This window comes from Halioglobus japonicus (genome assembly GCF_001983995.1).
Lineage (GTDB): Bacteria > Pseudomonadota > Gammaproteobacteria > Pseudomonadales > Halieaceae > Halioglobus > Halioglobus japonicus.
Map to the genome: position 1 here is coordinate 2,877,317 of NZ_CP019450.1, position 25,197 is coordinate 2,902,513.

A 25,197-nucleotide genomic window follows, 5' to 3' on the forward strand; every position below is an offset into this window, starting at 1 on the left:
GCGCGGTGTCGCTACTGACCGTAGTGGACTTGCAGATGGTTGAGAATATCTGCCGACTCAAACAAGCCGCTATCCGTATTCGGATCCATCAGGTAGGGAATCGAGAGTCGACCTTCACGAGCCTGTAGATTGCGGCGATTCTCGAGCTCGCTGTCAGGGGTGATACTGAACGCATTGCGCACCGGCGGTAACAGCCACTCGCTGGCCATGGTACGGCCGCAATTGCGCACAATGTAGGGTATTTCCAGTGCGCAAAGCTCTTCTCGCACCAGCCGCGCATAGGGGCTGCTTTCGAAGCTGTAGAGTTCGAGAAGTTCCGCGGGCAGCGCGCCGGTGCGAGCCTGCATACCCTTACTGATGCGCGGCGCGCTGGCCAGCATGGAGCCAAACGTCTGCAAACCACCGAGCTTCCACTTGAGGGGGCGCTTGCCTGCGCCATAGGTTTCAAACAGGTAGTTGACGATGTCCAGTGACTCATACATTTCGACACCGGTATTCGGGTCGACGAGGTAGGGAAACTGGGCTCTGCCACCCCGCTCCACCAACTCAGGCCGGAAGCGCTCACCGTTCTTGGGGCACGGCAGTATCAGCACATCCAGGTCCAGCTCAGTCAGTGCCTCGCGCACCAGCCGGCAGTAAGGGCAATTCTCGATATCGTAGAGCTGCAGAAGCTGCTCGGGCTTGGCCGGCGCTGGCCGGCTCTGAATACCGTTGGTTGCCCTTATCAGGGTAGAAACAAAAGATGTCGCCAGCATCGGGCCTCCGTTACAGGGTTTGATATTCCTTTTCCAGGCGCTTCATGCCCTTCTTCGACACACCGCCGAGCACGCCAATGGCCTGACGCAAACGCGCGCGGCTCATGTCGGGGCCAATCAGCTCCATAGAATCAACAACGGAGAACGAAGCGCTGGTGCCGGCAATCGCCACGAAAATGGGCGCCAGAAAGTCTTTTACCTTCACGCCCAGGGCGTCGGCGACAGCCTTGAGCTCGTTCCAGATGTTGTCGCGATTCCACTGCTGCAGCGCCTCCATCTTCCACAGCGCAAATTGTAGACCTTTCACCACATCTTCGCGCTCGCCTTTCACACCGGCAAAGCTCTCTTCGTTAATGGGCAAGGTCCCGGATACCAGGAAAGCCGCCAGCGGCGCGAAATCGCTGAGGGTTTCCATGCGCTTCTGCGCGTGAGGCAACACCTTGAGCAGGTTCTCTTCGTTGAAGGCCCAGGCCACCAGGCGCTCAGCCAGTTGTTGCTCGTTGAGGTCTTCGCGGATCCACATACCGTTGAGCCACGATAGTTTCTCCACATCAAAAATGGGGCCACCGAGCGACACACGCTGAATATCGAAGTTATCCTGCATTTGCTGCAGTGAGAATTTCTCGCTTTCGTCCGGCATGGACCAACCCATACGGCCGAGATAATTCAGCAGCGCTTCAGGCAGGAAACCCATGCGCTGGTAGTAGAGAATGCTGGTGGGGTTCTTGCGCTTGGAGAGCTTGGACTTATCCGGGTTGCGCAGCAGCGGCAGGTGGCACAGTTGTGGCATATCCCAACCGAAGTACTCATACAGCAGCTTGTGCTTGGGCGCGGAGTTAATCCACTCCTCGCCGCGCAGCACATGGGTAATACCCATGAGGTGATCGTCGACCACGTTGGCCAGGTGATAGGTGGGCATACCATCTGACTTCAGCAGGATCTGCGCATCAATCATGCTCCAGTCCAGCTCGATGGTGCCACGCAGCATATCGTCGACCTCGCAGGCGCCCTCTTCCTCAGGCACGATCATGCGAATCACATGGGGCTCACCCGCGTTGCGGCGGCGGACCACCTCGTCTTCGGGCAGCATCAGGTCAGAGGGCTTGAGCGCGTTCACATCGCCGGACTCGCGCTTGGCCTCGCGCAATTCGTTCAGCTCATCGGCAGTGCGGTAGCAGATAAACGCCTTGCCATCGTCCACCAGTTGGTGGGCGTACTGACCGTAAATTTCCATGCGCTCACTCTGGCGATAGGGGCCGTTGTCGCCACCGACATCGGGGCCTTCGTCCCATTCCAGGCCCAGCCAGCGCAGGGAGTCGAGAATGGCCTGCTCCGATTCAGGGGTACTGCGGGTCTGGTCGGTATCTTCGATACGCAACAGAAACTGGCCGCCATGGGCACGGGCAAAGCACATGTTGAACAGCGCAATATAGGCGGTGCCTACGTGGGGATCGCCAGTGGGCGACGGGGCGACACGAGTACGTACAGTCATGATGAATCCGGGATCTGGGGAAAAGGCCGCGATTATACGGCCTCACCACGGTAAATCCCACTCTCTACAGTGAAGCCAGAGCCGCCTTCTCCCAGCCAAACGCCTGCAACACCCGGTTAAAGCGTGGCCCCAGCCCGGCGCGTAATAGCAGCGCATCATCGGTCACGGGATGCAGTATCTCCATGGTCGTACAGGCGAGCAGCAGGCGATCACAGCCATACTCGCTAGCAAAGAAGCGATTGTGCACACCCTTACCGTATTTGGCGTCGCCGATAATGGGATAGCCCAGGTGTTTCATATGGCGCCGCAACTGGTGCTTGCGCCCCTGAACCGGATCGAGCGCCACCAGCGAGTAACGCGTTTGCGGATAGCGCTCAACGACGTGGGGAATCTCAACCGTGGCGAGGCGCTCATAGCGAGTCAGCGCCGGTTGCGCCGGGCGCGGTTGGCTGCGATTGCGGTCGGCAATTTTGTCGGGCTTGTCGGTAATCGGGTGATCGATTTCACCGTATTCAGGGCAATAACCGCGCACCACCGCCAGATACCGTTTAGCGACACTGTGGGCAGCAAACTGGTCTGACAATGCTCGAGCCACCTCGGAGTTCAAGGCAAATAACAGAACACCGGAGGTGGGCTTGTCCAGGCGATGCACGGGATACACGCGCTGTCCGATCTGGTCGCGCACCAATTGCAGGGCAAAGCGGGTTTCGTGGCGGTCTATCGGGCTGCGGTGAACCAGCAGTCCGCTGGGCTTATCCACGGCGACCACATACTCATCCTGGAAGAGGACGGGCAGCGTTTCAGGGAGTTCAGTAGTGGTCAAAATAGTGTTGTACCTGCGCCGGATCTGACGTCTTACACAGCACCAGTTTCAGCAGCACCCGCGCCTGGGCTGGATTAAGCTCACCGGAGGCCACCGTACCCAGGGTATCATCGTCAATCTCAATATTGCGACCCACGACGCCGGTACTCACCCGGGTTGACCTGACCACCACCACGCCCTGTTGCACAGCACGCTCCACGGCGCCCAACATCGCGGTGGTCATGTTGCCGTTCCCCACGCCTGCCAATACCAACCCCCTGGCGCCTCGAGCCACAGCATCGTCGAGCAGATCGGGCGAAGCACCTGCACTGACGAAAACCACATCTACCCGGGGCAAGGTATCCAACCCCGCGACGGAAAACTCCGACTCCCGGGTGTGCCGCTTGTAGGGTTGGCGAAAGTAGCGATTCTGGCCGTAGTGCGTTTCGCCCATCAATCCGCGGCCCGGCGAAACAAACGTCTGCACATCGGTGGTTGAAGACTTGGTCATGCCCCTGGCACCGTGGATATTGTCATTAATCACCACCAACACACCGCGGTCGGCACTGGCGGGGTCGGCAGCGACGGCAACGGCATTGAAAATGTTGAGCGGACCGTCGGCTGAAAGTGCGGTCGCCGGTCGCATCGCTGCCGTCATCACTACAGGCTTGCTTCCCTGAATCACCAGGTTGAGAAAATAGGCCGTCTCTTCGATGGTATCGGTCCCGTGGGTGATGACGATGCCATCCACATCCGGTGCGTCCTGTAACGCGGCAACGCACTGCGCGAGCTTTAACCAGGACGCGTCGTCCATGTCCTGGCTGCCCAGGCTCATCAGCTGTTCACCGCGCACCTCGGCCAGCTCGGACAGTTGTGGCACCGCCTCAAGCAGCTGTTCCACACCGAGCTGTCCGGAGGCATAACCGGCGCGGGTGCCTGAATCGCCGGCGCCGGCGATAGTGCCGCCGGTCGCGACAATCACAATATTGGGTTTCATTCAGATGCAGGCCGTGGCTGACAGTAAAAGTCCAGCGACTCTACCGCCAACGAAGCAGGATGCAAGCGAAACAAAGCCACGCCGTGAAGTTCCTGATCGCGCCAGTTAATCTGAGCCGTTGCCGAGACATACTGGCCAGCGGCGAGCAGCTTACTCAATCGCACCTCGCGCACCTGCTCCCGAAAGGCGTCGATGCTGAGCAGCTTGGCCTGAGCGTCTAGTGTTACGGGCGCATCAACTGCGCCGGTGAAGAGATCATCAAGCGGTTGCCCCGCATCAAGGCGGCGCTGCAAAGCCGTCACCCTGCCCTTACCCTTATCGCCAACACCACCGAGGCCACGCATATAACCTGCGACGCCCCGAGGACCCATTTCGCGCAACATGCGCCACAGTGCGCCAGCCCCGCCGGACTGGCTGCGCGCGGTTGTTAGTAGCTCCCAGTAGGCGGCCAGACGAAATATACGCAGCTGGCCGGCTTCCTCGACAAGTTCATAGCAGAGATGAGTCGGCGTCACCACGCTCGCCCCGGAGGGCAGCGTGATATGAATATCCAGGTCGCGCCAGACATGCTGGCCACATACCGTGTCGCGATGCACCTCAAAAGACACCGCGTTGGGAGCGATAAACGTGCGATAAAAGCGTGCGAGCGGCTCGCGCTCCGGATCATCCCCGGGGCGTCGCACACAAGGGAGTGCCCCCACAGGATCCTCTACCAGGCTATAGCGGGCAAAAAGATCCCGCCAGGCCGGCCAGTCATGCGCACCGACGGCCTGCGGCGAAAGCTCGACAAAATCCAGACACTGCTGTTCTGAAAAACTGAACGTACTCACGGCATGTTCCCCACTGGAATGCGGGGAACACTATGCACCGAGAGGCACGCCCAGCGCCAGTACTGTGCGAATCAAAGCCAGCCCTAATCCTCCAGGCTGCCTACCTGCTCAATAGTGACCTGCCCCCGGCGACCAAACTTCGGCGCCAGATACTCACTGATCTGAGCCGCATTATGGGCGAATGCAAATTCATCGAGCTGCATGCTGTTGCATTCATAAGCAAGATGTTCGCGCTATGACGGATAGGAGTGGCCATGGCGGAATGCATCCGCCAAACCCTCAACATCGTCGTGCACAATCGACATACACATGGCGCGAGCCGACAAGTCGCCTTGATAGCTATGATCTTTAACACGTTCGTCACCCAATGCGGTGACGGGGACTCAGGAACACCCATGGAACTATCGGACAAGACCGCCCGAGAAATTTACCACGACGTGATCAGTAACCTCGCGCGCAAGCGCTTCGGGTTTGGCAACAAGGCCGTGCTGGTAAACATCGACCCCAAGAAAGACCATGTTGCCTACATGGATTCCGGGGAAGACGCGGGCATCTGGGGCACATGCACAGATACGCCGGATTCCCTACAGAACATCAAGTTCAACTTGAGTGCTCCGAGTTTGACGATCGACTCAACATCGATCACGACAAGGACGTTGTCAACCTGAAGAAATCCCCTCGGCGTTTTTTGAAACCCAGCTGCAGTCGCTGCTGGTCGACACGCTCAATGAGCCCCGGCCAACTGGGAAAACTCCAGCCACGCGCCTTCGGGCGCACGCACCGCAAACATTGTGGTTTTCAAGCCAGGCGACAAATCAACACCAACCGGCGCTAGGCCAGCTCGATACCTCTGCTGTGAACGTGTTGGCCAGACCGGTGCCATCTGCATCGAGAAGGCCAAAATTTCCTGATTGCTATCGAAGACAAAGGACCCGGGCTACCCGACACCGAACTGGAGCGTATATTTGATGAGTTCTATCGCGTTGACGAGGCACGCCAGCGCGAAAGTGGCGGCCACGGTCTGGGGCTGCCCATAGCGCGCCGCGCTGTCGAATTGCACGACGGTGAGATTTCCGCGCACACCGGTCGAAAGGGTCTTTGCGTGCGTATGTCCTTCCCGGTTCAAGCTGAGACCTCCTCATCTACCCTGCTGCGGTGCTAACATATGCGCTGTTGTTACGAGACCCCTACCCCATGCTAGACATCAAACCGAGCGCAGGTGCCATTGGTGCCGAAATTTGCGGCATCGACCTGTCAGTGACCCTCAACGACGAGGATTTTCGGCGCATTCGCAAACTGCTGAATGAGTATCAGGTGATCTTCTTCCGCGACAGCAACATCTCCCCGGAGAATATGAAAGCCCTGGCCTTGTCATTTGGTCCGGTACAGACGCACCCCGCCTACGAAACCGTGGCGGGCTTCCCTGAGATCACCATTCTGGAAAGTACGCCGGACAAGCCCACCAAAATCGAAGCCTGGCACACAGACATGACCTACAGCCCCACGCCGCCGATGGCGACTATGCTGAAGTCAGTGATCCTACCACCCAAGGGCGGCGACACGCTGTGGTCCAGCATGACTGCCGCCTATGATGCGCTGTCGCCGGTGATGCAGAACTTCCTGGGCGGCCTCACCGCGGTACACGATTTTCGATTTGGCTTTAAAGAAAGTCTGGCAGAGCCCGGTGGCCCAGAGCGCCTTGCTGACGCCATCGCTGCCCATCCGCCCGTGCGGCACCCCGTGATTCGCACGCACCCTGAAACTGGCAACAAAGCCATCTTCGTCAATTCGCTGTTCACCACTCACATTGAAGGATTGCGGCCGGCGGAAAGCGATGCACTGCTGGCGTTCCTATTTGCGCACGTCACCACCGACGAATTCACCTGTCGTTTCCAGTGGGGGCCAGACTGCCTCGCCATCTGGGACAATCGTTGCACGCAGCACCGGCCGATCAATGATTACTTCCCGGCACACCGCCGTATGGAACGGATTACCATAGACGGCGACGCGCCCTACTGAGCTAGACGCGGCGGGGCCAGGGCATGACGGCTTATCTCGGCCTGTTCTTCAGTGCGTTTATCGCCGCGACTCTGCTGCCGGCCTATTCCGAAATTGTGTTCGCCGGTTTGCTTAGCGCCGGCTACAATCCCTGGCATCTCCTGTTCTGGGCATCGCTGGGCAATACGCTGGGGGCGGCCGTCAACTGGTTGCTGGGGCGATACCTGCTGCACTTCAAGGAGCGCAGCTGGTTTCCATTCAAGACAGACTCTTTGTCCGGCGCCCAGCGCTGGTTTAATCGCTGGGGCGTCTGGTCGCTGCTGCTGGCCTGGCTGCCGATTATCGGCGACCCGCTGACCTTTATCGCAGGCGTGATGCGCGTGCCTTTCCCGCTCTTTATTGCGTTAACTGCCCTGGGCAAAACCGCGCGCTACGCCACTGTACTGGGAATCCTATCGTTGGTTTAGCCTCGATCGTTAGGCCTGCACACCTGGCCCCATGAAAAATGGCCTCAGGTGACAGTACGATTTCACGCGCGCGCAGGTAGCCTGTATATTGGCTCAGCACACTGTCACCAGCGGAATCATTGCGAATGCGAATAACAAACAAGCACGGCCGGCAGCTGAATAACAGCTGCCAATGCTCAGGCACCATCCGCCTCATCACGGTCTGCCTCACAGCGTTGCTGGCAGCCTGCGGCGCGGACGAGACTGCCACCAGCAACACGCCAGATGATACCGAGGTGACGGTACGCACAGTGACCCTGCAACCCACTACATGGCAGGGCAATGTGACCAGCTTCGGCGTGATCGAAGCACTCGAGGAAGTCAGCATTGCTGCGGAGCTATCCGGCACCGTCAAAGCTGTCTATGTCGATGAAGGGGATGAAGTCAGCGTCGGTCAATTACTGCTGGAACTGGACCCGCGAAAAAGCGAACTGGCATTAACCCAGGCCAGCAAGGCACTGGAAGAAGCCAAGGCACAACTGGATGATGCCAGCCAGAAACTCGCGAGAAGATCCAACCTGGCCGCCAGCAACACCATCTCTGTCGAAGCGTTGGACAGCGCCAAAGTCGCTCTGGATAGCGCCTCGGCACGCTACCAGCGGGCCGTTGCCGCGCACGAATTGGCCCAACGCCATCTCGAAGACACCCGCATCTATAGTCCGGCCAATGGCCAGGTCGATATTCAGGCCGTGGAATCAGGCGAACCGGTTCGAGCCGGCGAGACCCTGGTCACGCTGCAGCTCAGCGGCGGTCTGCGCATGCAAACCTGGGTCAGTGAAACAGACGTACTCCTGCTGTATGCAGGTAATGCTGCGACCATCATTGCTTCTGCACTGCCGGGACAGAGCTATCCTGCAACCATTGAGTGGCTTGGGGTTGCGGCGGACAAGAATACTGGCAACTATCCCGTCAAACTGCTGCTCAATAGCCCGGACGCCCAGCTACGTCCGGGCATGACCGCCACTGCCACCATGCAGACGCGACCGGTAGACGATGTATTGATTCTCCCAGAGCAGGCTCTCGTGGACAGGGCCCGGCGCAAAGTAGTGTTCGTCGTCGAGGAAGGCGTTGCCCGCATGCGGGAGCCGGTTCTCGCAACCGGCCTGGCCAATCACCTGCAAATTCTGGCGGGACTGGCCCCCAATGAAGAAGTCATTGTCGACGGCCACGCATTTGTCGTCGAAGGTTCTGCAATCACTGCCCGGCAAAGGTAAGTAGAACATGGTCGCCATTATTAGCTGGTTCGCCCATCGTCCACTGCTGGTCAACCTGATCATGGGCCTGGTGTTCGTGCTGGGCTTCCTCACCATCGCCGACATGCGGTACGAGTACAACCCCAAGGTCGATATGGGCATCCTCAACATCACCACGATTAAGGCCGGTGCGGGCGCGGAGGAAGTCGAACTCACCCTCACCCTACCCCTGGAGGAAGAACTGCTCGAGGTCGACGGCGTCAAGAAGATGACGTCCCGTTCGATGGAAAACGTCTCGCTGATTACGCTCACTCTGGATCTCGAGGACGCCGAGCGGCACCAGATTATGCGCGACATTCAGCGCGCGGTTGATCGCGCTGAAACCCGGCTGCCGCAAGATCTGTTGGAAAAACCGCAACTGGAAGAAGTGTCCACCCTGCTCACACCCATCATGGAAGTGCATATTACGGGTGACGTACCGGAAGTCACCCTGCGTGAAGTAGCACGCAATGTCGCCGAGTCGATGAGGGTGGTTGAGGGCATCGCCAGCGTCAAGAAAATCGGCTACCGCCGCCCGGAAGTGCGCATCCAGCTACTACTTGAAAAACTGGCGGCACTGGGCATTAGCCACGATGAAATTATTGCCGCAATCCAGGCCAGGAATCAGCGCCAGAGCGGCGGCGCTGTCGATTCATTTCTGGTGGAAAAGAACGTGGTGGTGGTTGGTCAGTTCGACAACCCCGTCGATGTGCGCGACACATTGTTACGCGCAGGCTCGCCCGGCAACGCTGTCTACTTGCGCGACGTTGCAACCATCGTCGAAGACTTTGAAGACTGGGAAGTGCAGACCCGGGTCGATGGCCGTATGAGCATCGCTCTGCAGGCACTCAAGAAAGCGCGGTCAGATGAGGTTCATACCGCCGCGGCCATGCGCGCTCATATTGATTCGCTGACACTGCCCCCGGGTGTTGAGGCCGTCATGGTAGCCGATGTGTCACGGCTCACCATGAACGTACTGCAGGTGCTCACCGGCAACGCCATACTGGGCCTGATCATGGTTTTCGGGCTGCTCTACTACTTCCTGCATATCCGGTTTGCGATCTGGGCGGCTATCGGCCTGCCGTTTGCCGTGTGCCTCAGCTTCCTACTGCTGTCGGCCATCGATGTCACGATTAACGTCATGACCCTGACGGCCATCATCCTGATGCTGGGCATACTGGTGGACGACGCGGTGGTGGTCAGCGAAAACACCAAGCGCCTGCGACAGGCCGGGCTCGCGCCTCTGGACGCTGCGGTGAACGGCGCGGGACAAATGGCCCAACCGGTGATATTCAGCGCGCTCACCACCATGCTGGCCTTTGCGCCGCTGCTATTCATTGGTAACGCCAATGGTGAATTCCTCAAACCCTTTCCCATGGCAGTAATCGTCCTGCTGCTGGCTTCCCTGTTCGAATCGCTGTGTATTCTACCGGGGCACCTGGCCCACATTCCCGCGCATATCAAACCTGTGGAACGTTCTGGGTTTAATCGTTTACGCGAGCTCTACCAGCGCCTGATCGATGTCTGCCTGAAACGGCGAGCCATCACCCTGGCGGTATTTTTGTCCGCGTTCTCCGCCATAGTTGCGGTCGGCGCCATGACGATCCCTTTCAGCCTTTACCCGGATCTTGATATCGACACCATTTACGTCAAGGTCGAGCTACCCACCGGCAGTCGTTTTGAAGAAACCGTCGCCGTGGTCCAGACACTCGAGGAAGATTTGCGCGCCCAGGTCGATCCCATCGATCTGCGCAACATCACGTCAGTCATCGGTCATCACAATACCGATTTCTACGGTGCGGTTGAGGGCATGAATGAAGCCTGGGCACTAATCGCCATCCAGCTACAGCCACTGGGCCAGCGCAGCTCGGGTACCAGCACCCACGTACTGGTGGAGCAACTGCAGGCCCGAATTTCGCCGCGCGCAAACGGTTTCACTGCCCAGGTTGAGGCCCAGACCGACCTCCCCGTCACGGGCAAGCCGGTCGAAGTGGATGTCATCAGCAATGCCGACTACCGCTACGATGTAGCCGCTGAGATTGAGCAATGGCTCGCTGAGCATCCGGCCGTTTCCAGCCAATGGAACAGCTACCTGCCCGGAAAAGACACAATTGATATGGACATTAATCACGCCTTGCTGGCGTCGCGTGGGCTGACGGTGACCCAGGTCAGCCAGGCCATTGCGGTCGCCATGGACGGGCTGCTCATCGATGAACTGCAGACGCTGGATGAGCGCGTTCGCTACCGACTGAATATGGCACCAGGCACTGCAAACCAGCTGGAAACGTTGCAGCGTCTGGTCATTATTAACGGGCGCGGCGAACCTGTGTTCCTCAATGCCGTGGCCAACTTTGTCGTGCGCCCGGGCGATGCCAGCATTAAGCATCACTTCGGCCGTCGCACCACCACGGTGTTCGGTATTGTCGACACACGCAAAGCCGGCGTGGCACAGGTCAACGCCGAACTCAAACGATGGATGGCAGACCAGGCCTGGGGCGAGCAGTATCCGGATCTGCGCATCGTCCAGGGTGGCGAGCAACTCGACATGGAAGAGTCATTAACGGATCTGGGGCAGGCAGCACTTATTTGCCTGATCACGATCTTTGCGGCGCTCGTCATCCTGTTTAATTCGCTGTCACAACCGCTGCTTATCTTCCTGTGCATTCCCTTCGGCCTCACCGGGGTGGTGCTCTGCTACAGCCTACAGGGGCTGTCGATGGGCATGATGGCCATAACAGGTATCATCGGGCTGATGGGCGTACTGGTGAACGACTCGCTGATCATGATGCACTCACTGAACCGCCGACGCGGCGAACTCCAGCGCTATCTGACCATCCATGAAGTGGCCGACGTCGCCACGGCGAGATTCCGGCCGGTGTTGATTACGTCTGTCACAACCGCCGTCGGCCTGTTTCCAACGGCCTACGGCATTATGGGGGACAACAGTTATATCCGCCCTATGGTGATGAGCATGGCCTGGGGCGTCGTATTTGGCGGACTGGTATCACTGGTGCTGCTACCGACGATTTACACAGTCGAGCAGGATCTACGCCAGCGTCTGGGCGGCGGCACAAAAACGCACTAACCTTGCTGCTTAACTCATCTGCCATCAGTCTAGCTCGAGAGCCTGACTAAGTATGCCCATTAACTGCTCGGCCTCTGCCTTGGCTGCCGACACCGCGGCGCTCTCTGCGGAACGCCTGGAATATCTCTGTGCCGGCGAGTGCTTTAATCCCGCCGACGAGCGGGACATCATTGCCGCCATCGAAGTGGTGAGAATCCGGCCCCAGGCCTACCCAGGAGAACCGGTGGCAGATCTTATTGAAGACCCCTGGCGCCGGTTTAAGTGTGAGCCCAATGCTGCCGGCTGCAGCGTCCAGTTCACGGACCCGGATTACACCCGTGACCAGCGCGACACTGTCTACTACGTCCGCGCGCTACAGCAGGCAACTCCCGCGATTAACGCAGATAATCTGCGGCCGGTACACAATGCTCAAGGTGAGGTCACTGGCATTGACCCCTGCTACGGGGATTACCGGACAGCGTTTGAAGATGAAGTCTGGCCCGGGCGCAGGAGCGCGTCTGGTCTTCGCCGATTTACGTGGACATACCGCGACTATGAGCGCGGGGTCCCCCGCGCTTGATGTGGTGTGGAAACAGCACGCTTATACCTCCAGCGCGCGGAACCCCAGGCTGTCGTCTGCCGCCAGCAGTTTACCCAGCTGTTCGAGTTGCTGACCGGCGTTGCCCAGCATGAAGCTGATCTGCTTGGCCAGCAGATAGAAGCGATGAATCGGGTACTCGATGTCTGCCCCCATACCGCCGTGCAGATGCTGCGCTGTGCAGACCACGCGATGCGCTGCATCGCATGCCCACCATTTGGCGGCGCGCACTTCGGCCCGCGCATCCTGGCCATTGCTCAGACGCCACAGGGCCAGCCAGTAAGTTGAGCGAATACCTTCGACGTCGATATAGCTGTCGGCCATACGCATGGCCAGGGCCTGAAAGCTGCCCAGGGAAATACCAAACTGTTTGCGCTCGCTGACATATTCGGCCGTGCGCTTCATGGCCTCTTCAGTAACACCCAGTTGCATGGCGCAGTGGCCGATATTGGCGCGCTCTTCAATCCATGTCAGGATCTCTTCGCCCTGCCCTTCACTACCCAATAGTGCTTCTCCTGCCACAGCCACCGCATCGAGTGCCAGGTGTGCGGCGCGATCACCGCTAATGCCAACCTCGGCGGCGGTCACGGTCACACCTGAAGTTGCCGTGGGCACGATGAACACGCTGGTGCTATCGCCGGTGACGGCCGGCACCAGAATAAAGTCTGCTACAGCGCCATCCGGCACCATGGCTTTGCTGCCATCGAGCCGCCAGCCGTCACCGTCACGGGTTGCTGTCACCTGCGTGGCGATAGCGCTGTTCATGGCAATTTCAGCGATGGCGGCACTGAACTTGGCCTGCCCCGCGCTCATGGCGCCCAGCAGTTCAGCCTGCTGCGACTCCGTGCCGAACTCTGCAATCGGCAAGCCGGCCAGCACCAGGTTGGCGTAAACCGGAACCGGCGCCACGCGACGCCCTGTTCCTCGAGGATCAGGCACAGCTCCGTCAGGCCCAGACCGGTACCGCCGGCTGCTTCCGGTACCGCGATACCCAACAACCCCTGCTCAGCCAGAGTCGTCCACAGGTCGTCATCGTAGGTCGCATCCGTGCGCGAAAATTCCAACAGGAATTCGTCGGTCGCACGATCGGTGAAAATCTGGTGGGCCAGATCGCGAATGGCGTTCTGATCTTCGTTGAACTGAAAATCCATGGTTGGGTGCCTCAGTGTGTTCTGGCCATACCGGCCAGGTTGCTCGTGTAAGTCAATTTGTCTGGATTGGGTTGCTCAAGGAACAATGCCCGGTAAAACATAGTGGTCAACAATTCAGCAAATTCCGCTTCGCTGAGTTTCGCCGCCCGCAGCGTCTTGCTCTCGTTGATAAAGTATTCGCGGATCAGTCCTTCACCAATGCCTGCCAGTGAATAGGCCACCATCAGCGCCTGATGGCGTTTAAACGTCACCTCGGGAAAGAGACCCGGCATCAGGTTCACCAGCCACATCAATTGTTCTCGGTATTGCTCGCGCAGCATTTGCGAGAATTCAGAATCTTCATCTGCCATTTGCAGCAAGCAGCGCATGACGCCGGGGCGGCGGGCATAGTTCTTCACGATCAGCAGGTTGTAGGCGTAGATACGGCCATACCAGTCGCCCTTTTCTACGTCCTGCTCCACCAGTGCCGGGTCGTGAATAGCACGCGCAAAATTGGTCAGCACTTCGACAGTCAGGGACTTGAGGTCCTTGAAATAGTGATAGAACAAGCCCTGGGCCATACCCGCCTCGCGGGTGACATCCGCAATGCGCATCTTGTGATAACCCTCGCGCTCGAGCACTGCCATGCAAGCGTCCATCAGGCGCGCACGCGCCTTCTCACCCTTGGCACTAAGCGGCTTGCCCTCAGCTTGTTCTGGTTTAGCCCTGCGATTCATGGGTACAAAATAGTTGAATTTGAATTCAAATTCAATATTATTGTGGCAATCCGATTGGAGGAACTTTTGATGTTTGTCGACTACACAGATTCCCAGAAAGAACTTCGCCGCGAATTCCGCGCCTATTTCACCGACCTGATCAAGCCGGAATATCACGAGGAGTTACGCAATGCCGAAAGCGGCGACCTCTACAAAGAGCTGATCCTGCAGCAGGGTAAAGATCAAATGCTCGCCGTAGGCTGGCCTGAAGAATATGGCGGCCGTGGCCTGACTGAATCGGAACAGCTGATTCGCTACGAAGAAGCCCTCCTCGCCAATGCCCCTACCCCTTTCGTTACCTTGAACACCGTCGGCCCGGCGATCATGAGCAGCGGCACCGAAGAACAGAAAAAGCGCTTCCTGCCGGGCATTGCCTCTGGAGAGATGCACTTTGCGATTGGCTATACCGAGCCCAGCGCCGGCACCGATCTAGCCGCACTGACCACATCTGCGGTGAAGAAAGATGACCACTACCTTGTCAACGGCAGCAAGATTTTTACCAGTGGCGCCGAGGGTGCTGACTACGTCTGGCTGGCGGCGCGCACCGACACCGATGCGCCCAAGCACAAAGGCATCTCCATTCTGATTTCAGAAACTTCAGACCCCGGCTTCTCCAGAGGATCGATTCACACCATGGGTGGCGTGCACACCAACGTGACTTACTACGAAGACGTGAAAGTGCCCCTGGACATGATTATCGGTAAGGAAAACGGCGGTTGGCGCCTGATTACCGAACAGCTGAATCACGAACGTATCGGCCTGGCCGCCTGGGGCATTCAGGCCTGGAAGCTGTTCCGGGACGCCATGCAGTGGGCGCGCGAGACCAAAGGCAGGGATGGCCAGCGTGTCATCGACGATCCGCTGGCGCAGCGCAATCTGGCAGAGGTTTATTCACATCTCGAGGCTATGCGAGTGATGAACGCGCGTATGTCCTGGCAGCTCGATCAGCACGAGATGAACCCGGTTTTCCCCTCCGCTATCAAAGTGTATTCCACCGAAATCATGCTCGAGATCTGCCGCCTGCTAATGGAAGTCGTCGGCCCGCACGCCCTGCTGACGGGCACTGCCGAAGGCACCGCACTGCACGGAAATCTCGAGCACGAGCATCGCCGAGCCACCATTAACACCTTTGGCGGCGGCGTAGTGGAAGTACTGCGCGGTCTGGTAGCCACCCACGGTCTGGGCATGCCCCAGCACCGCTAAACAAAAAAAGCACCCAAGGATCGGCACTATGACGCCTGAAGAAATAAAAGCCTTTGAAGACCAGGTCTACGCCTATGTAGGCAAGCGGGTCTGCACGGCAACCCCGGCCAAGGACGCCGTTAACGACACCATGATTCGCCATTGGACCGAAGTCATGGGTGACACCAACCCGGCCTATACGAACCCGGAGTGGGCTGCCCAGAGCGCCCGCGGTAAAACTATCGCACCTCCTGCGATGATGTACGTGTGGAACCAGGAGGGCTACGCGGTGGCCAGTACCGGCCGCCCGTCCGACGCGCAATCTGATCTGGTTCAGCTGTTTAACGACAATGGCTATACCGGCGTACTGGGCACGAACGTCAAGCAGGAGTACTTCGCTGAGGCCAGTCCCGGCGACCAGATCGTTATGGAAATGGTGATAGACACCATTTCAGAGCGAAAGGCCACCGCACGCGGCACCGGTTATTTCTACGAAACTCTCGCCACTTTCAGCAATCAGGATGGTGTCAAGCTCGGCACCCAGCGGTTCCGGGTACTCAAGTTCATCCCTCAGGAGCAGCCTGCCGCAGCCAAGAGCGACAGCGCCCTGGAAGTACCGACCCGTATCGCCTCGCCCCGTGGCCACGACAACAAGTGGTGGTGGGAGGCCTGCGATGAGGGCCGCGTTATGATCCAGCGCTGCACGAGTTGCCAGACCCTGCGTCACCCTCCCCGCCCCATGTGTGGCGAGTGTCAGTCCACCGAGTGGGATGCCATTGAGTCGACCCTGGATGGCGAAGTGCTTTCTTTCACCTGCCTGCGCCACCCGGCCATTCCGGGTTACCCGAAGGATCCGATCTGTGCCGTCATCAAACTTGATGAGGGCACGCATCTGGTCGCCAACGTCGTGGGCTGCGAATACGACGACGTCAGTATCGGCATGCGTCTCAAGGGCAAAGTTGAACAGGTCGACGAAAAGACCATGCTGCCCCAATTCTACCCGGCATAAGGAGCGACGAAACAATGAGTGAGTATCAAACACTGAATTTCGCCGACGTCAGTGTCGGCGACTCCCTGCCCGAGCAGGATATCGACATTACCTCTGGCCTGGTGGTGTCCGGCGCCCTCGCGACCCGCGACTACGAGCCGGTGCATCACGACAAATCCGTGGCGCAGGCGGCGGGCCTGCCAGATGTTTTCATGAACATCTTGACCAGCCAGGCCCTCATGACCCGCTTTGCCACCGACTGGAGCGGCCCCGAGGCCGTGGTCAAGTCCCTGGACATCAAACTGGGTGCGCCCAATGTGCCCGGCATGGTCATGAAAGTCACCGGTCAGGTAACGGCAAAGGACGGAGACAGCGGCGTGATTGATATCGCTGTCACCGGCGAAAACAATATCTGGGGCATGCACATGGCGGGCACCGTACAACTGGCATTGCCGCAGGGAGCATAAGACATGGTTGCAAACATCAATGGTAAAGCGGCCATCGTTGGGGTCGGCAACACCGAATTCAGCAAAGACTCCGGTGTATCTGAACTCAACCTTGCAGTGACCGCGATCAAAAACGCCCTCGACGATGCGGGCCTCAAGCCCACGGACATCGACGGCTTCGCGACGTTCACTATGGACAACAACGACGAAGTTGAGGTTGCCCGAGCATTGGGTTGCGGCGATATCAACTTCTGGGGTCGCGCGCACTACGGCGGCGGCGCCGCCACCGGTTCGCTGCAGCAGGCGGTCATGGCAGTTGCGACTGGCATGGCTGAGTGTGTCGCGGTGTTCCGTGCCCTGAACGGCCGCTCCGGTCATCGCTATTCCGAGGGTGTATCCGGTCAAATCCTCACCGCAGATGCGATTCATTGGGGCTGGTATATGCCCTATGGCCTGCTGACGCCCGCATCGTGGACCGCCATGATTACCAAGCGCTGGATGCACCGCACCGGTGTCACCAAAGATGCTTTGTTCGAGGTCGCCAAAACAACCCGCGATTACGCGGTGAACAATCCCAATGCGTTTTTCCATGGCAAAGCGCTGACTCGCGAAGATTATGACAACGCCCGCATGATTGCCGATCCGCTGCAGTTGTTTGACTGCTGCCAGGAGAGCGATGGTGCCTCTGCCGTGATTGTCACTACACCAGAGCGTGCTCGCGACCTCAAGCAACCCGCGGTCGTCGTCAAAGGCGTTGCGGCGGCGTTCGGCGCTGACCAGGAGCAGATGACGTCGTTCTATCGCGAAGAATTCTCCAACGTCGAAGAGCACCGTATCGCGGCTCGTAAGTGCTATGAAATGAGCGACCTGACCGCAGACGACGTCGATGCGGCGGTGTTTTACGACGCCTTCACACCCAACGTACTACTGCAGATGGAAGCCTGGCAATTCTGTGAGTTTGGCGGTGCCGGTGATTTTGTCCTCGGCGGCGCCATGCGGCCGGAAGGTCGCTTGCCCACCAACACCCACGGTGGGCAGCTCTCTGAAGCCTATATCCACGGTGTTAACGGCATCGTTGAGGCCACGCGACTGGCCCGCGGCCAATCGGTCAACCAGCCCAACAAGGACGTGAACCATGTGCTGGTCACTTCCGGCGTAGGCGTTCCCACCGGTGGCGCCATCCTCGGCAAACTGGACTGAAAACTTAGCAGGCAACGCAACCTGAACACGGCGCAGTGAGAACCGCGCCGTTTTTCTTAGTGGGCCGGGGGCTGAAATCGCCGCTCCACCAACGTTTATCGATGCCCGTAGCGCTCAAAACGCCGCCACTGATCTGAACCTCGCTGCACCTGCGTAATTAACTGTATGCGCGCCCCGATTCTGTCCCATATATTTGTTGCCCTGCTCTTGCTGAGCCCAGGGGCTCTACTGGCTGTGGATGTGGGTCAACGCCCTCCTTCGCTACAGCTACCCTCCCTGACTGACACTCAACAAATCGTATCCCTTGATGATTTCTCCGGCAAGGTTGTTTACCTGGATTTCTGGGCATCCTGGTGCGGCCCCTGCCGTGTTTCCCTGCCTGCGCTCAACCGCATCTACGCCGAACTGCAGAGCCAGGGGCTGGTTGTTGTCGCCGTGAACGTGGATGCCGAAACAGAGGATGCGCAGGCATTTCTCGCGCGCTATCCGGTGGACTATGAAGTCCTGCTCGATCCAGAGGGAAACAGCCCGGCCGACTTTGAGATCCTCGGAATGCCCACCGCGTTCTACATTGACCGCAACGGCGTTGTGCGCGGCGTGCACACCGGGTTTCGCAAGAACGACGAACAAAAGGTACGCGCCACGCTAATGGAGTTACTCAACGAATGAAACGGCTGCTGCTGATACTGCTTCTGCCTCTCCCCATGGGCTGCGCCACCAGTGAGGTGCAACCCTGGGAGCGGGGTTATCTCGCCAAACCTGAGATGCAGCTCAATGCCGACCCGCGCGAGTCAGCACTCCAGGCGCAGATCCACTACAGCAAGGAAGCGTCCAGTGGCGGCGCCGGGGCAGCCGGTGGTGGCTGTGGCTGCAACTAGGACTGCGGCGCATGCGTGACACTGACAACCCCAGGCTACTGGCACTCACGTCCAGTGCCCTGCTACTCCCCGCTTATACACCCGTCGCAAATGCCGACGCGCCGCCAGAGGTGGCGGAAGCCGGCATTCGCTATAGCAAATATCAGGAAGATGATCTGTCCAGGAACAAGGTGATCCTTGGCAGCAATGAGCGCTATGACATCGACATCTATCAGGCCCATCTCCTGACCCCGATTGCCGATGACTGGTCATTTGCCCTGGATGTACAGCGCGAACACATGAGCGGCGCCTCGCCCTGGTTTGTGGGCGAAACCGCGGATGGCGGCGCAGCGGTATTCATGAGCGGCGCCAGCATTTCCGATACCCGCACCTACGTAGGCACCACCACGCGCTACTACATGCCGCGGGGCAACGCGGGTCTCCAGCTGGGCTACTCCGATGAGGACGATTATCGCTCCAAATCCATTGGCCTTGACGGCGCCTGGAACAACAGCGACAACTCACGCACCTGGAGCGGCGCTGTGTCGTACGCAGACGACGACATCTCCCCTACCCAGGGCACCATCCCCACCAATGTTGAAGATGAGCAAAAGGATACCGCTTCAGCCTGGTTTGGCATGACCCAGATTCTCAGCCAGACGGCACTGGTTCGTCTCGGCCTGAGCTATTCCGTATCCAATGGCTACCTGAGCGACCCCTACAAGCTGCTTGACCAGCGCCCCGACCGTCGCAGCAGAACCACTGCCAGCGCGTCCTGGCGGAAATTCCTGATTGCACCCGACGCTGCACTGCATATCGATTATCGCTACTACAGCGACAACTGGGATATCGATTCACATACGCTGCGCGGTGAATGGCATCAGACCCTGGGACGATTCTCACTCGTGCCCTATGTTCGCTACTACAGCCAAAGTGAGGCCGATTTTTTCAGCGTAATCGCAGATCCCGCTCAGCGTTACTTCAGCGACGACTACCGACTGTCATCGTTCGGCGCGGTGACCCTCGGAGCGAGACTGGTCGCCAGTATGAACAACTGGCGCGTCACCGTCGCCGGCGAACGCTATCGCTCTGACAATAGCTGGAGCCTCTATGGTGGCGAGGAGGCACCTGCGCTGGTGGATTTCTGGCGTGCGACACTGGCTCTGGACTACCGTTTCGAGTAACCACCCCGGGCGTATAATGCCAATATGCCTTTTCGCACCGAACATCGTTTCAAGGCCATGGGCGGCCCCTGCACTGTCTTCATAGACAGCCATACGCCCCTGCATACATCAGTCCTACTCGGGCTGGAGGCGGAAATCGGACGCCTGGAGCAAAAGTATTCCCGCTACCGAACCGACAGCCTGTTGTCTACCATCAACGCCGCGGCGGGCCAACCCGCACCCATCGCCATTGACCCTGAAACCGCAGGGCTATGCGCTTATCTCGACCAACTCTACCAACAGAGTCGGGGTCGGTTCGATGCCACGTCAGGGATTTTGCGCCGCGCCTGGGACTTTCGCAGTGGTACTGTACCGGCGGCCAGCGCTGTTGAAGCACTACTGCCGCTGATCGACTGGCCCTCAGTGGAATGGGATGACCATGGCATACGGCTACCGCGGCCAGGCATGGAGTTGGACCTGGGTGGGCTGGTCAAGGAATATGCCGTGGATTGCGGCATCCGCTATCTCGCCGAACAAGGGGTTCAGCATGCGCTACTGGATATGGCCGGCGATCTGGCCGCGCTCGGCCCGCAGGGTGATGGTCTGCCATGGTCCGTAGCGATTACCCATCCTCGCTCCCCTGGATCGTCCTGTGCGACCCTGCCGATGACCAATCTGCGCCTGGCGAGCAGCGGTGACTATGAACGCTGCATGATCATTGACGGTGTTCGCTACAGCCACCACCTGAATCCAACCACCGGTTTGCCCGTGCGGGGCCTGATCGCCGCATCAGTACAGGGAGAGCAGTGTATGGTTGCAGGCAGTGTTGCTACCGTGGCCATGCTCGCACCTGACAGGGAGTCGGCACTTACATGGCTGCGGGAGAGTGGCCTTCCATGGTGCGCTGTGGACAGCGAACTGCAGGTTCACGGCCCATTAGGCACCCCTGACACTAGAGCAAGCGCAGGTAAGTGAACAAGTTCTCGAGATCCTCGCTACCGGCTCGCAACTGCACCCCACCGCGATGACCGCTCTGGCCCTGTGCTTTGCTGGTGACAAACGCCGTCACTTCCCGCACCGCCGCCAGACGCACAAACACCTGGTGATTCTGCTCGACATAATTTGGATTGTTGTTGCGCGCAAACACCAGCGCGGTATTGCGGGCAACGCCACCATCCACATGACAGTTCACACAGCGGGCCTGAATAATCTGGTCTGCAATCTTTTCCTCGAAGAACGCGAGGGCATCCAGCTCATCCTCGCCTATTACCTGGAACGCAGCTCTGCTGACATTTCCCGAGCCAGCTGTAATCACACCCTGCAGCTGTTCCACACTGGCATAATCCAGCTGGTATTTATCGACATCGAACAGCACAGTCCAGTTGAGGACATCCGCGTAGTCGACCGTGCCATCGTCTGTAGTGTCCGTAATGATAGTGCGGGCGAGCTCATCCAGACGGGCCAGCAGCTGGGGGTTGTTAAGCTGGGGGATTTCCTCGCGCACGACCTGGTACAGGGCTTCAGTCAAGACTGACACCTTGCCGCCGCCCTCTTTGAGATCGCTACCACGCATGATGGCATGCCACTCACCTGCCACTGGCGTCCCGTTAGCATCCACCTGGCCATCGGTATTGGCGTCTACATCGACGCCGCCGCTGACAGTGACGAGATAGAAACGGGTATCGACCAGGGAGCCTGCATCGATAAAAAAGTTGCCCAGATTGATCAGCCGCTGCAAATCGTCGAAGCCATTCCAGCGACCCTGGCCGACCCTGCTGATGATCGACGTCTGATCTTCACTGACGACCGGATCGAGCACCTGTGCCCGTGACCGCAGCTCGGTAATGGTGATTGTGCTTCCGCTGACTGGGCCCGCGATCTCCACCTGAAAACAACCCGCTAGCAGCACTACTAGCGCCGCCGTGAGCCAGCGACTGGCAAACCTGGCCATGACTACCCCTTTTAATCGAATGCTTATACGATGTTTACGCCAGTTCGCCTCAATCAGATTACGCCCACTGCGGGTAGATCAAACCGCTGCAGTCACGCCCCTAGTGCGGCGCGATCGTCGGTCAATGCGCGGTAAATCCGATGATTAGCAGCGCTGCAATAGCCACTAGGGACAATGCAAATACCGCTGAGCGCGGCAGCTTCAGATTGGCGTAGTAGCAGACGGCATACAGAACCCGCGCGCCGACAAACCCCCAGGCCGCATACGCCGTTGCACTCGGCGAGGCACCCGAGGCCACACAAAACCCGACCGCAACAATGAAGATCGCAATACTCTCGTTGATATTGGCGACGGTGCGACTGGCGCGAAATAACAGGTCGTCGTGATCGGCTGGCGCGAGTGCTCCGGGAACATGTCCGCGACGAATTCCGATGATATCCGCCAGCAGTAGCTGACAGAGCATCACAGCACCCAATACGCCCAGGGCGTGAATCGTCGAAACATAGGCTGCACTGATTTCCATAAATTCAGACTCCATCAAAAACCAATTGGGGAACGATATTCGCCGCAACAATCACCGAGCGCCAGCCTAGCGGCCCTTGCGCTGCTGTCGCTGGACATACCAGTTCACCAGTTTATCGACCAGTCCCGGCGGACCGCCCGCTGCGTCGCCCGAGCTAAGGTCGAGCTCACCCCCTCCGGCACGATACTGCTCGCTGAACATCTCCAGGACCTTTTTGCGCACCATGCCCCGCAGCGGCACATGCGCCAACATACCGTAAGTGGCAGCCCCGCCCTCCCTGGCCAGCGCTGGATTGGCGCGCACCACGTCAACTGAAGCCTTGAGATCGGCAATATACTGGTCGACGACCTTCAAATGCTGAGCGGTGACCATGGCATGCAAGCCCTCGGGAAACTGATTGCGGTTCACCTGCCAGCCGCGCGCGTCCATCTGGTCGCCCACGGCATAGATACTCAACGTTGGATCGGTAGAGCGGAACGAAAACAGCGGTCCAATGGGATTCCCCATGACCGCCAGTTCAGGAATGCTGTTCACGCCTGCCTTCAGGGCATGGACCGCGGCCACCGTTTCCCGGGCAAGTTGACGATAACCCTCCTTGCCAAAGTACTGCAGTACGCTCCAGGCCGCTGAGTAGCCCCCACCCGGACGAGTACCTAACAAGGCCGGTGAAGCAAACACGCCCCCAGCCCAGTTTTCATAGACGAACATCTGATAACGCAGATAATCGAGATTGCGATAGGTAATCGTCGACGCGCCCTTGGCGGCATAGCCGTACTTGTGAATGTCCGCCGAGATCGACGTTACGCCGGGTACACGATAGTCCCAGGGCGGTACAGCACCGCCATTGTCTTCGATAAATGGCAGAATAAACCCGCCCACACAGGCATCGACGTGTAACGGGATGTTCTTTTTCTCCGCGATAGCGCCCATCTCCTGAATGGGGTCGATGGTGCCGTGGGGATATTCCGGGGCGCTGCCAAGAATCATCACGGTATTGCGGTTGATCAGGCTCTTGAGCTTCTTTAAATCCGGTGTGAAGTCAGCGGTCAGTGGTACCAGGCGAATCTTAACACCGAAATACTCCGAGGCTTTGAACCAGGCCACGTGCGCCGTCTCCGGAAGAATCATTTCCGGTTTCTTTACGCCGCGCGTGTCCCTGGCCATGTCGCGGTAGGTTTTTACCGCCATGAGACAGCTCTCGGTACCGCCGGAGGTGACCACACCACACACATCCTCAGTGCCGTTGAGAATTTCCGCCGTTGCAGCAATCACTTCGGATTCGATTTTCTTCAGGCTTTTAAACGCACCCGGGTTGAGCCCATTTTCGCTGGCGTAGCTGTGATAGGCATCCTTAATGAATCCGGAGTGCTCTTCGTCAAGGTAATACACCAGGCTCCACACCCTGCCCTCCTTGAATCGGGGGTCCTGCGCCTTGAAGGCATCGAGCTCTGCGAGCACTTCCGGGCCGGCGCGGCCCCTTTCCGGCATAGGTTTATGCATGTTATTCACTCCTGCTCAAAATCTAGATTCCCGACAACACCAGCGCCAGGGAGATACCAAGGTAGTTACCCAGGGCATAACCGACAATGCCCGTCATCATGCCGGACATAAGCAGGCCGGGGTTATCCAGCGCCCGCGCAATCAACGGCACAAACGGGGGGCTGCATACAGCCGCCACCGAGGTCACCATAAAGGTGTCCGCATCGACACCCACGAATCGGCACAACACCGCATGTACGACCACGCTACCGAGTACAGCACCCAGCACAAACAGGCCAATCATGGGATCTGCGCCAGCCAGCGTCTCCAGCGTCGTCGTTGCAGCGATCGAAAAACAGAATACATAAATCAGATACATACCGATGCGATACGCGTGGGTAAGCTTTTGCCGCAGCGGTGTAAAGGACAGCGCGACGCCGGCGGTGGTGAGTAATACGATAAGTAGCGGCGTCATGGGGAGCGCGGTGAATGTCGCGGCCAGCCAGCTCGCCAGCGCGTATACGGCGCCAGCCACCGACGCCGCCACCGCAAGTGCAACGGGCACCTGCCATATCGTCTGCCGCTGTAACAACAGGCTGAAGTCTTCCTCGAGCCTGCTATCAACGGTACCTTCAGCCTGCATTTGCGCGCGCCCCGGCAGCAGGCGCCGAAACAAGGGAATACCGACGGTTAGCATCAGCAACATATAGGCTGCGCCGATGACAGTGTCCACGCTGTGAAATAGCAGATAATCGGAATCGGCGATATCCAGCCCGGCCTTGATGGCGGCGAGATTCGGTGTGCCACCGGTGTAGACCCCTACCGACATGGCTGCCAGGTGCGAATGCCTGGCACTGACGCCATCAGCGAACAGGAAGTACAGCGCAGTGGCCACCGCCACTACCGCCGAAGTGGCCAGAAACATGGAGAGCATGGCCTTCCCCGCCAGCGAGCGCCAGCTGCGTAAATCCAGCGCCATTAACAGCAGCGGCAGCGCGAGGCCGATAGACAGCCATCCGACGGTGGAAGCCGCCCCAACCTGATTTTGGTCGGACAGATTAAGCGTGCTGACCAACAGGCCAGCCAGATAGCAGATAACCACCACGCCCAGGCGCGCAGCCCAGGCCTGATGATGTACCAGCCAGATAACCGCCGCAGGGGCGGCGAACAGCAACCCGAATGTAAGAAGGGGCATTATAGTTTTAGACGCGGAATACTTGCCCCAGAG

At 58.7% G+C, this 25,197-nt stretch carries 27 protein-coding genes; 15 read left to right on the forward strand and 12 right to left on the reverse strand.

Features of this window, described 5'->3' with window-relative positions; genetic code table 11:
• Positions 1–11 precede the first annotated feature (11 nt).
• The 5 genes from BST95_RS13535 to BST95_RS13555 all read right to left on the reverse strand — a co-directional run bounded on the left by BST95_RS13535 (position 12) and on the right by BST95_RS13555 (position 4,876).
• The gene (locus BST95_RS13535; protein WP_084200134.1) at positions 12–755 is read right to left on the reverse strand and encodes a glutathione S-transferase N-terminal domain-containing protein; all 744 of its coding nucleotides are present in this window, start codon (positions 753–755) and stop codon (positions 12–14) included.
• Positions 756–765: 10 nt separating this feature from the next.
• Positions 766–2,247 carry a glutamate--tRNA ligase gene (gltX, locus tag BST95_RS13540; RefSeq protein ID WP_084200135.1) on the reverse strand — a complete coding sequence of 494 codons (1,482 nt, stop codon included), beginning with the start codon at positions 2,245–2,247 and terminating at the stop codon, positions 766–768.
• A gap of 64 nt (positions 2,248–2,311) precedes the next feature.
• Complete coding sequence (gene truC, locus BST95_RS13545; RefSeq protein WP_180962007.1) at positions 2,312–3,070, reverse strand: tRNA pseudouridine(65) synthase TruC; 759 nt, start codon at positions 3,068–3,070, stop codon at positions 2,312–2,314.
• Positions 3,057–4,046, reverse strand: coding sequence for a type II asparaginase (locus tag BST95_RS13550; RefSeq protein WP_084200136.1), 990 nt, complete (start codon positions 4,044–4,046; stop codon positions 3,057–3,059). Before BST95_RS13550 ends, truC begins: the two co-directional genes overlap by 14 nt.
• Positions 4,043–4,876 carry a nuclear transport factor 2 family protein gene (locus BST95_RS13555; RefSeq protein WP_066050992.1) on the reverse strand — a complete coding sequence of 278 codons (834 nt, stop codon included), beginning with the start codon at positions 4,874–4,876 and terminating at the stop codon, positions 4,043–4,045. Before BST95_RS13555 ends, BST95_RS13550 begins: the two co-directional genes overlap by 4 nt.
• Before the next feature lie 395 nt (positions 4,877–5,271).
• Between BST95_RS13555 and BST95_RS13560 the strand changes: the two genes are divergently transcribed.
• The 7 genes from BST95_RS13560 (at position 5,272) to BST95_RS13590 (ending at position 12,256) form a co-directional block, all read left to right on the forward strand.
• Positions 5,272–5,544 (forward strand): hypothetical protein, encoded by a 273-nt coding sequence (locus tag BST95_RS13560; protein ID WP_205737275.1) that lies wholly within the window; start codon positions 5,272–5,274, stop codon positions 5,542–5,544.
• Between the two features lie 248 nt (positions 5,545–5,792).
• Entirely contained in the window at positions 5,793–6,038 is a 246-nt protein-coding gene (locus BST95_RS13565; RefSeq protein WP_308428297.1) for an ATP-binding protein, read from the forward strand.
• A gap of 32 nt (positions 6,039–6,070) precedes the next feature.
• Positions 6,071–6,895, forward strand: a complete 825-nt coding sequence (locus BST95_RS13570; protein ID WP_084200138.1) for a TauD/TfdA dioxygenase family protein — start codon at positions 6,071–6,073, stop codon at positions 6,893–6,895.
• 23 nt (positions 6,896–6,918) lie between these two features.
• The gene (locus BST95_RS13575; RefSeq protein WP_084200139.1) at positions 6,919–7,341 is read left to right on the forward strand and encodes a YqaA family protein; all 423 of its coding nucleotides are present in this window, start codon (positions 6,919–6,921) and stop codon (positions 7,339–7,341) included.
• 125 nt (positions 7,342–7,466) lie between these two features.
• Positions 7,467–8,594: an efflux RND transporter periplasmic adaptor subunit gene (locus tag BST95_RS13580; protein ID WP_084200140.1), complete on the forward strand. Its 1,128-nt coding sequence runs from the start codon at positions 7,467–7,469 to the stop codon at positions 8,592–8,594.
• Between the two features lie 7 nt (positions 8,595–8,601).
• The gene (locus tag BST95_RS13585; RefSeq protein ID WP_084200141.1) at positions 8,602–11,697 is read left to right on the forward strand and encodes an efflux RND transporter permease subunit; all 3,096 of its coding nucleotides are present in this window, start codon (positions 8,602–8,604) and stop codon (positions 11,695–11,697) included.
• 52 nt (positions 11,698–11,749) lie between these two features.
• Positions 11,750–12,256, forward strand: a complete 507-nt coding sequence (locus BST95_RS13590) for a hypothetical protein (protein ID WP_084200142.1) — start codon at positions 11,750–11,752, stop codon at positions 12,254–12,256.
• Positions 12,257–12,277: 21 nt separating this feature from the next.
• On the opposite strand, the gene BST95_RS13595 is transcribed toward BST95_RS13590, so the two are convergent.
• The 3 genes from BST95_RS13595 to BST95_RS13605 are packed head-to-tail and all read right to left on the reverse strand — an operon-like array spanning position 12,278 to position 14,141.
• A complete protein-coding gene (locus BST95_RS13595; protein WP_169843943.1) occupies positions 12,278–13,183 on the reverse strand; it encodes an acyl-CoA dehydrogenase family protein in 906 nt (301 codons plus the stop codon).
• Positions 13,084–13,425 (reverse strand): acyl-CoA dehydrogenase family protein, encoded by a 342-nt coding sequence (locus BST95_RS13600; RefSeq protein WP_084200144.1) that lies wholly within the window; start codon positions 13,423–13,425, stop codon positions 13,084–13,086. The genes BST95_RS13595 and BST95_RS13600 overlap by 100 nt, the downstream gene beginning before the upstream one ends.
• An 11-nt stretch (positions 13,426–13,436) precedes the next feature.
• The gene (locus BST95_RS13605; protein ID WP_084200145.1) at positions 13,437–14,141 is read right to left on the reverse strand and encodes a TetR/AcrR family transcriptional regulator; all 705 of its coding nucleotides are present in this window, start codon (positions 14,139–14,141) and stop codon (positions 13,437–13,439) included.
• 54 nt (positions 14,142–14,195) lie between these two features.
• Between BST95_RS13605 and BST95_RS13610 the strand changes: the two genes are divergently transcribed.
• The 8 genes from BST95_RS13610 to BST95_RS13645 all read left to right on the forward strand — a co-directional run bounded on the left by BST95_RS13610 (position 14,196) and on the right by BST95_RS13645 (position 20,991).
• On the forward strand, positions 14,196–15,383 hold the full coding sequence (locus BST95_RS13610) for an acyl-CoA dehydrogenase family protein (protein ID WP_240500199.1): 1,188 nt from the start codon (positions 14,196–14,198) through the stop codon (positions 15,381–15,383).
• A 28-nt stretch (positions 15,384–15,411) separates the two neighbouring features.
• Entirely contained in the window at positions 15,412–16,371 is a 960-nt protein-coding gene (locus BST95_RS13615; RefSeq protein ID WP_084200147.1) for a bifunctional MaoC family dehydratase N-terminal/OB-fold nucleic acid binding domain-containing protein, read from the forward strand.
• Positions 16,372–16,385: 14 nt separating this feature from the next.
• Positions 16,386–16,817 carry a hotdog family protein gene (locus BST95_RS13620; RefSeq protein WP_084200148.1) on the forward strand — a complete coding sequence of 144 codons (432 nt, stop codon included), beginning with the start codon at positions 16,386–16,388 and terminating at the stop codon, positions 16,815–16,817.
• A 3-nt stretch (positions 16,818–16,820) separates the two neighbouring features.
• The gene (locus BST95_RS13625; RefSeq protein WP_084200149.1) at positions 16,821–17,996 is read left to right on the forward strand and encodes a thiolase C-terminal domain-containing protein; all 1,176 of its coding nucleotides are present in this window, start codon (positions 16,821–16,823) and stop codon (positions 17,994–17,996) included.
• A gap of 240 nt (positions 17,997–18,236) precedes the next feature.
• Entirely contained in the window at positions 18,237–18,665 is a 429-nt protein-coding gene (locus BST95_RS13630) for a TlpA family protein disulfide reductase (protein WP_169843945.1), read from the forward strand.
• Positions 18,662–18,874, forward strand: coding sequence for a DUF4266 domain-containing protein (locus BST95_RS13635; protein ID WP_084200151.1), 213 nt, complete (start codon positions 18,662–18,664; stop codon positions 18,872–18,874). The genes BST95_RS13630 and BST95_RS13635 overlap by 4 nt, the downstream gene beginning before the upstream one ends.
• Before the next feature lie 11 nt (positions 18,875–18,885).
• Complete coding sequence (locus tag BST95_RS13640; protein WP_084200152.1) at positions 18,886–20,037, forward strand: DUF3570 domain-containing protein; 1,152 nt, start codon at positions 18,886–18,888, stop codon at positions 20,035–20,037.
• Between the two features lie 24 nt (positions 20,038–20,061).
• Complete coding sequence (locus BST95_RS13645; protein ID WP_084200153.1) at positions 20,062–20,991, forward strand: FAD:protein FMN transferase; 930 nt, start codon at positions 20,062–20,064, stop codon at positions 20,989–20,991.
• On the opposite strand, the gene BST95_RS13650 is transcribed toward BST95_RS13645, so the two are convergent.
• The 4 genes from BST95_RS13650 to BST95_RS13665 all read right to left on the reverse strand — a co-directional run bounded on the left by BST95_RS13650 (position 20,969) and on the right by BST95_RS13665 (position 25,164).
• Complete coding sequence (locus BST95_RS13650; protein ID WP_084200154.1) at positions 20,969–21,967, reverse strand: hypothetical protein; 999 nt, start codon at positions 21,965–21,967, stop codon at positions 20,969–20,971. The genes BST95_RS13645 and BST95_RS13650 overlap by 23 nt on opposite strands.
• A gap of 121 nt (positions 21,968–22,088) precedes the next feature.
• Positions 22,089–22,490, reverse strand: coding sequence for an MAPEG family protein (locus tag BST95_RS13655; RefSeq protein ID WP_169843946.1), 402 nt, complete (start codon positions 22,488–22,490; stop codon positions 22,089–22,091).
• A 66-nt stretch (positions 22,491–22,556) separates the two neighbouring features.
• Positions 22,557–23,990 carry a pyridoxal phosphate-dependent decarboxylase family protein gene (locus BST95_RS13660; protein WP_084200156.1) on the reverse strand — a complete coding sequence of 478 codons (1,434 nt, stop codon included), beginning with the start codon at positions 23,988–23,990 and terminating at the stop codon, positions 22,557–22,559.
• A 22-nt stretch (positions 23,991–24,012) separates the two neighbouring features.
• On the reverse strand, positions 24,013–25,164 hold the full coding sequence (locus tag BST95_RS13665; RefSeq protein ID WP_084200157.1) for a DUF819 family protein: 1,152 nt from the start codon (positions 25,162–25,164) through the stop codon (positions 24,013–24,015).
• Positions 25,165–25,197: the final 33 nt, after the last annotated feature.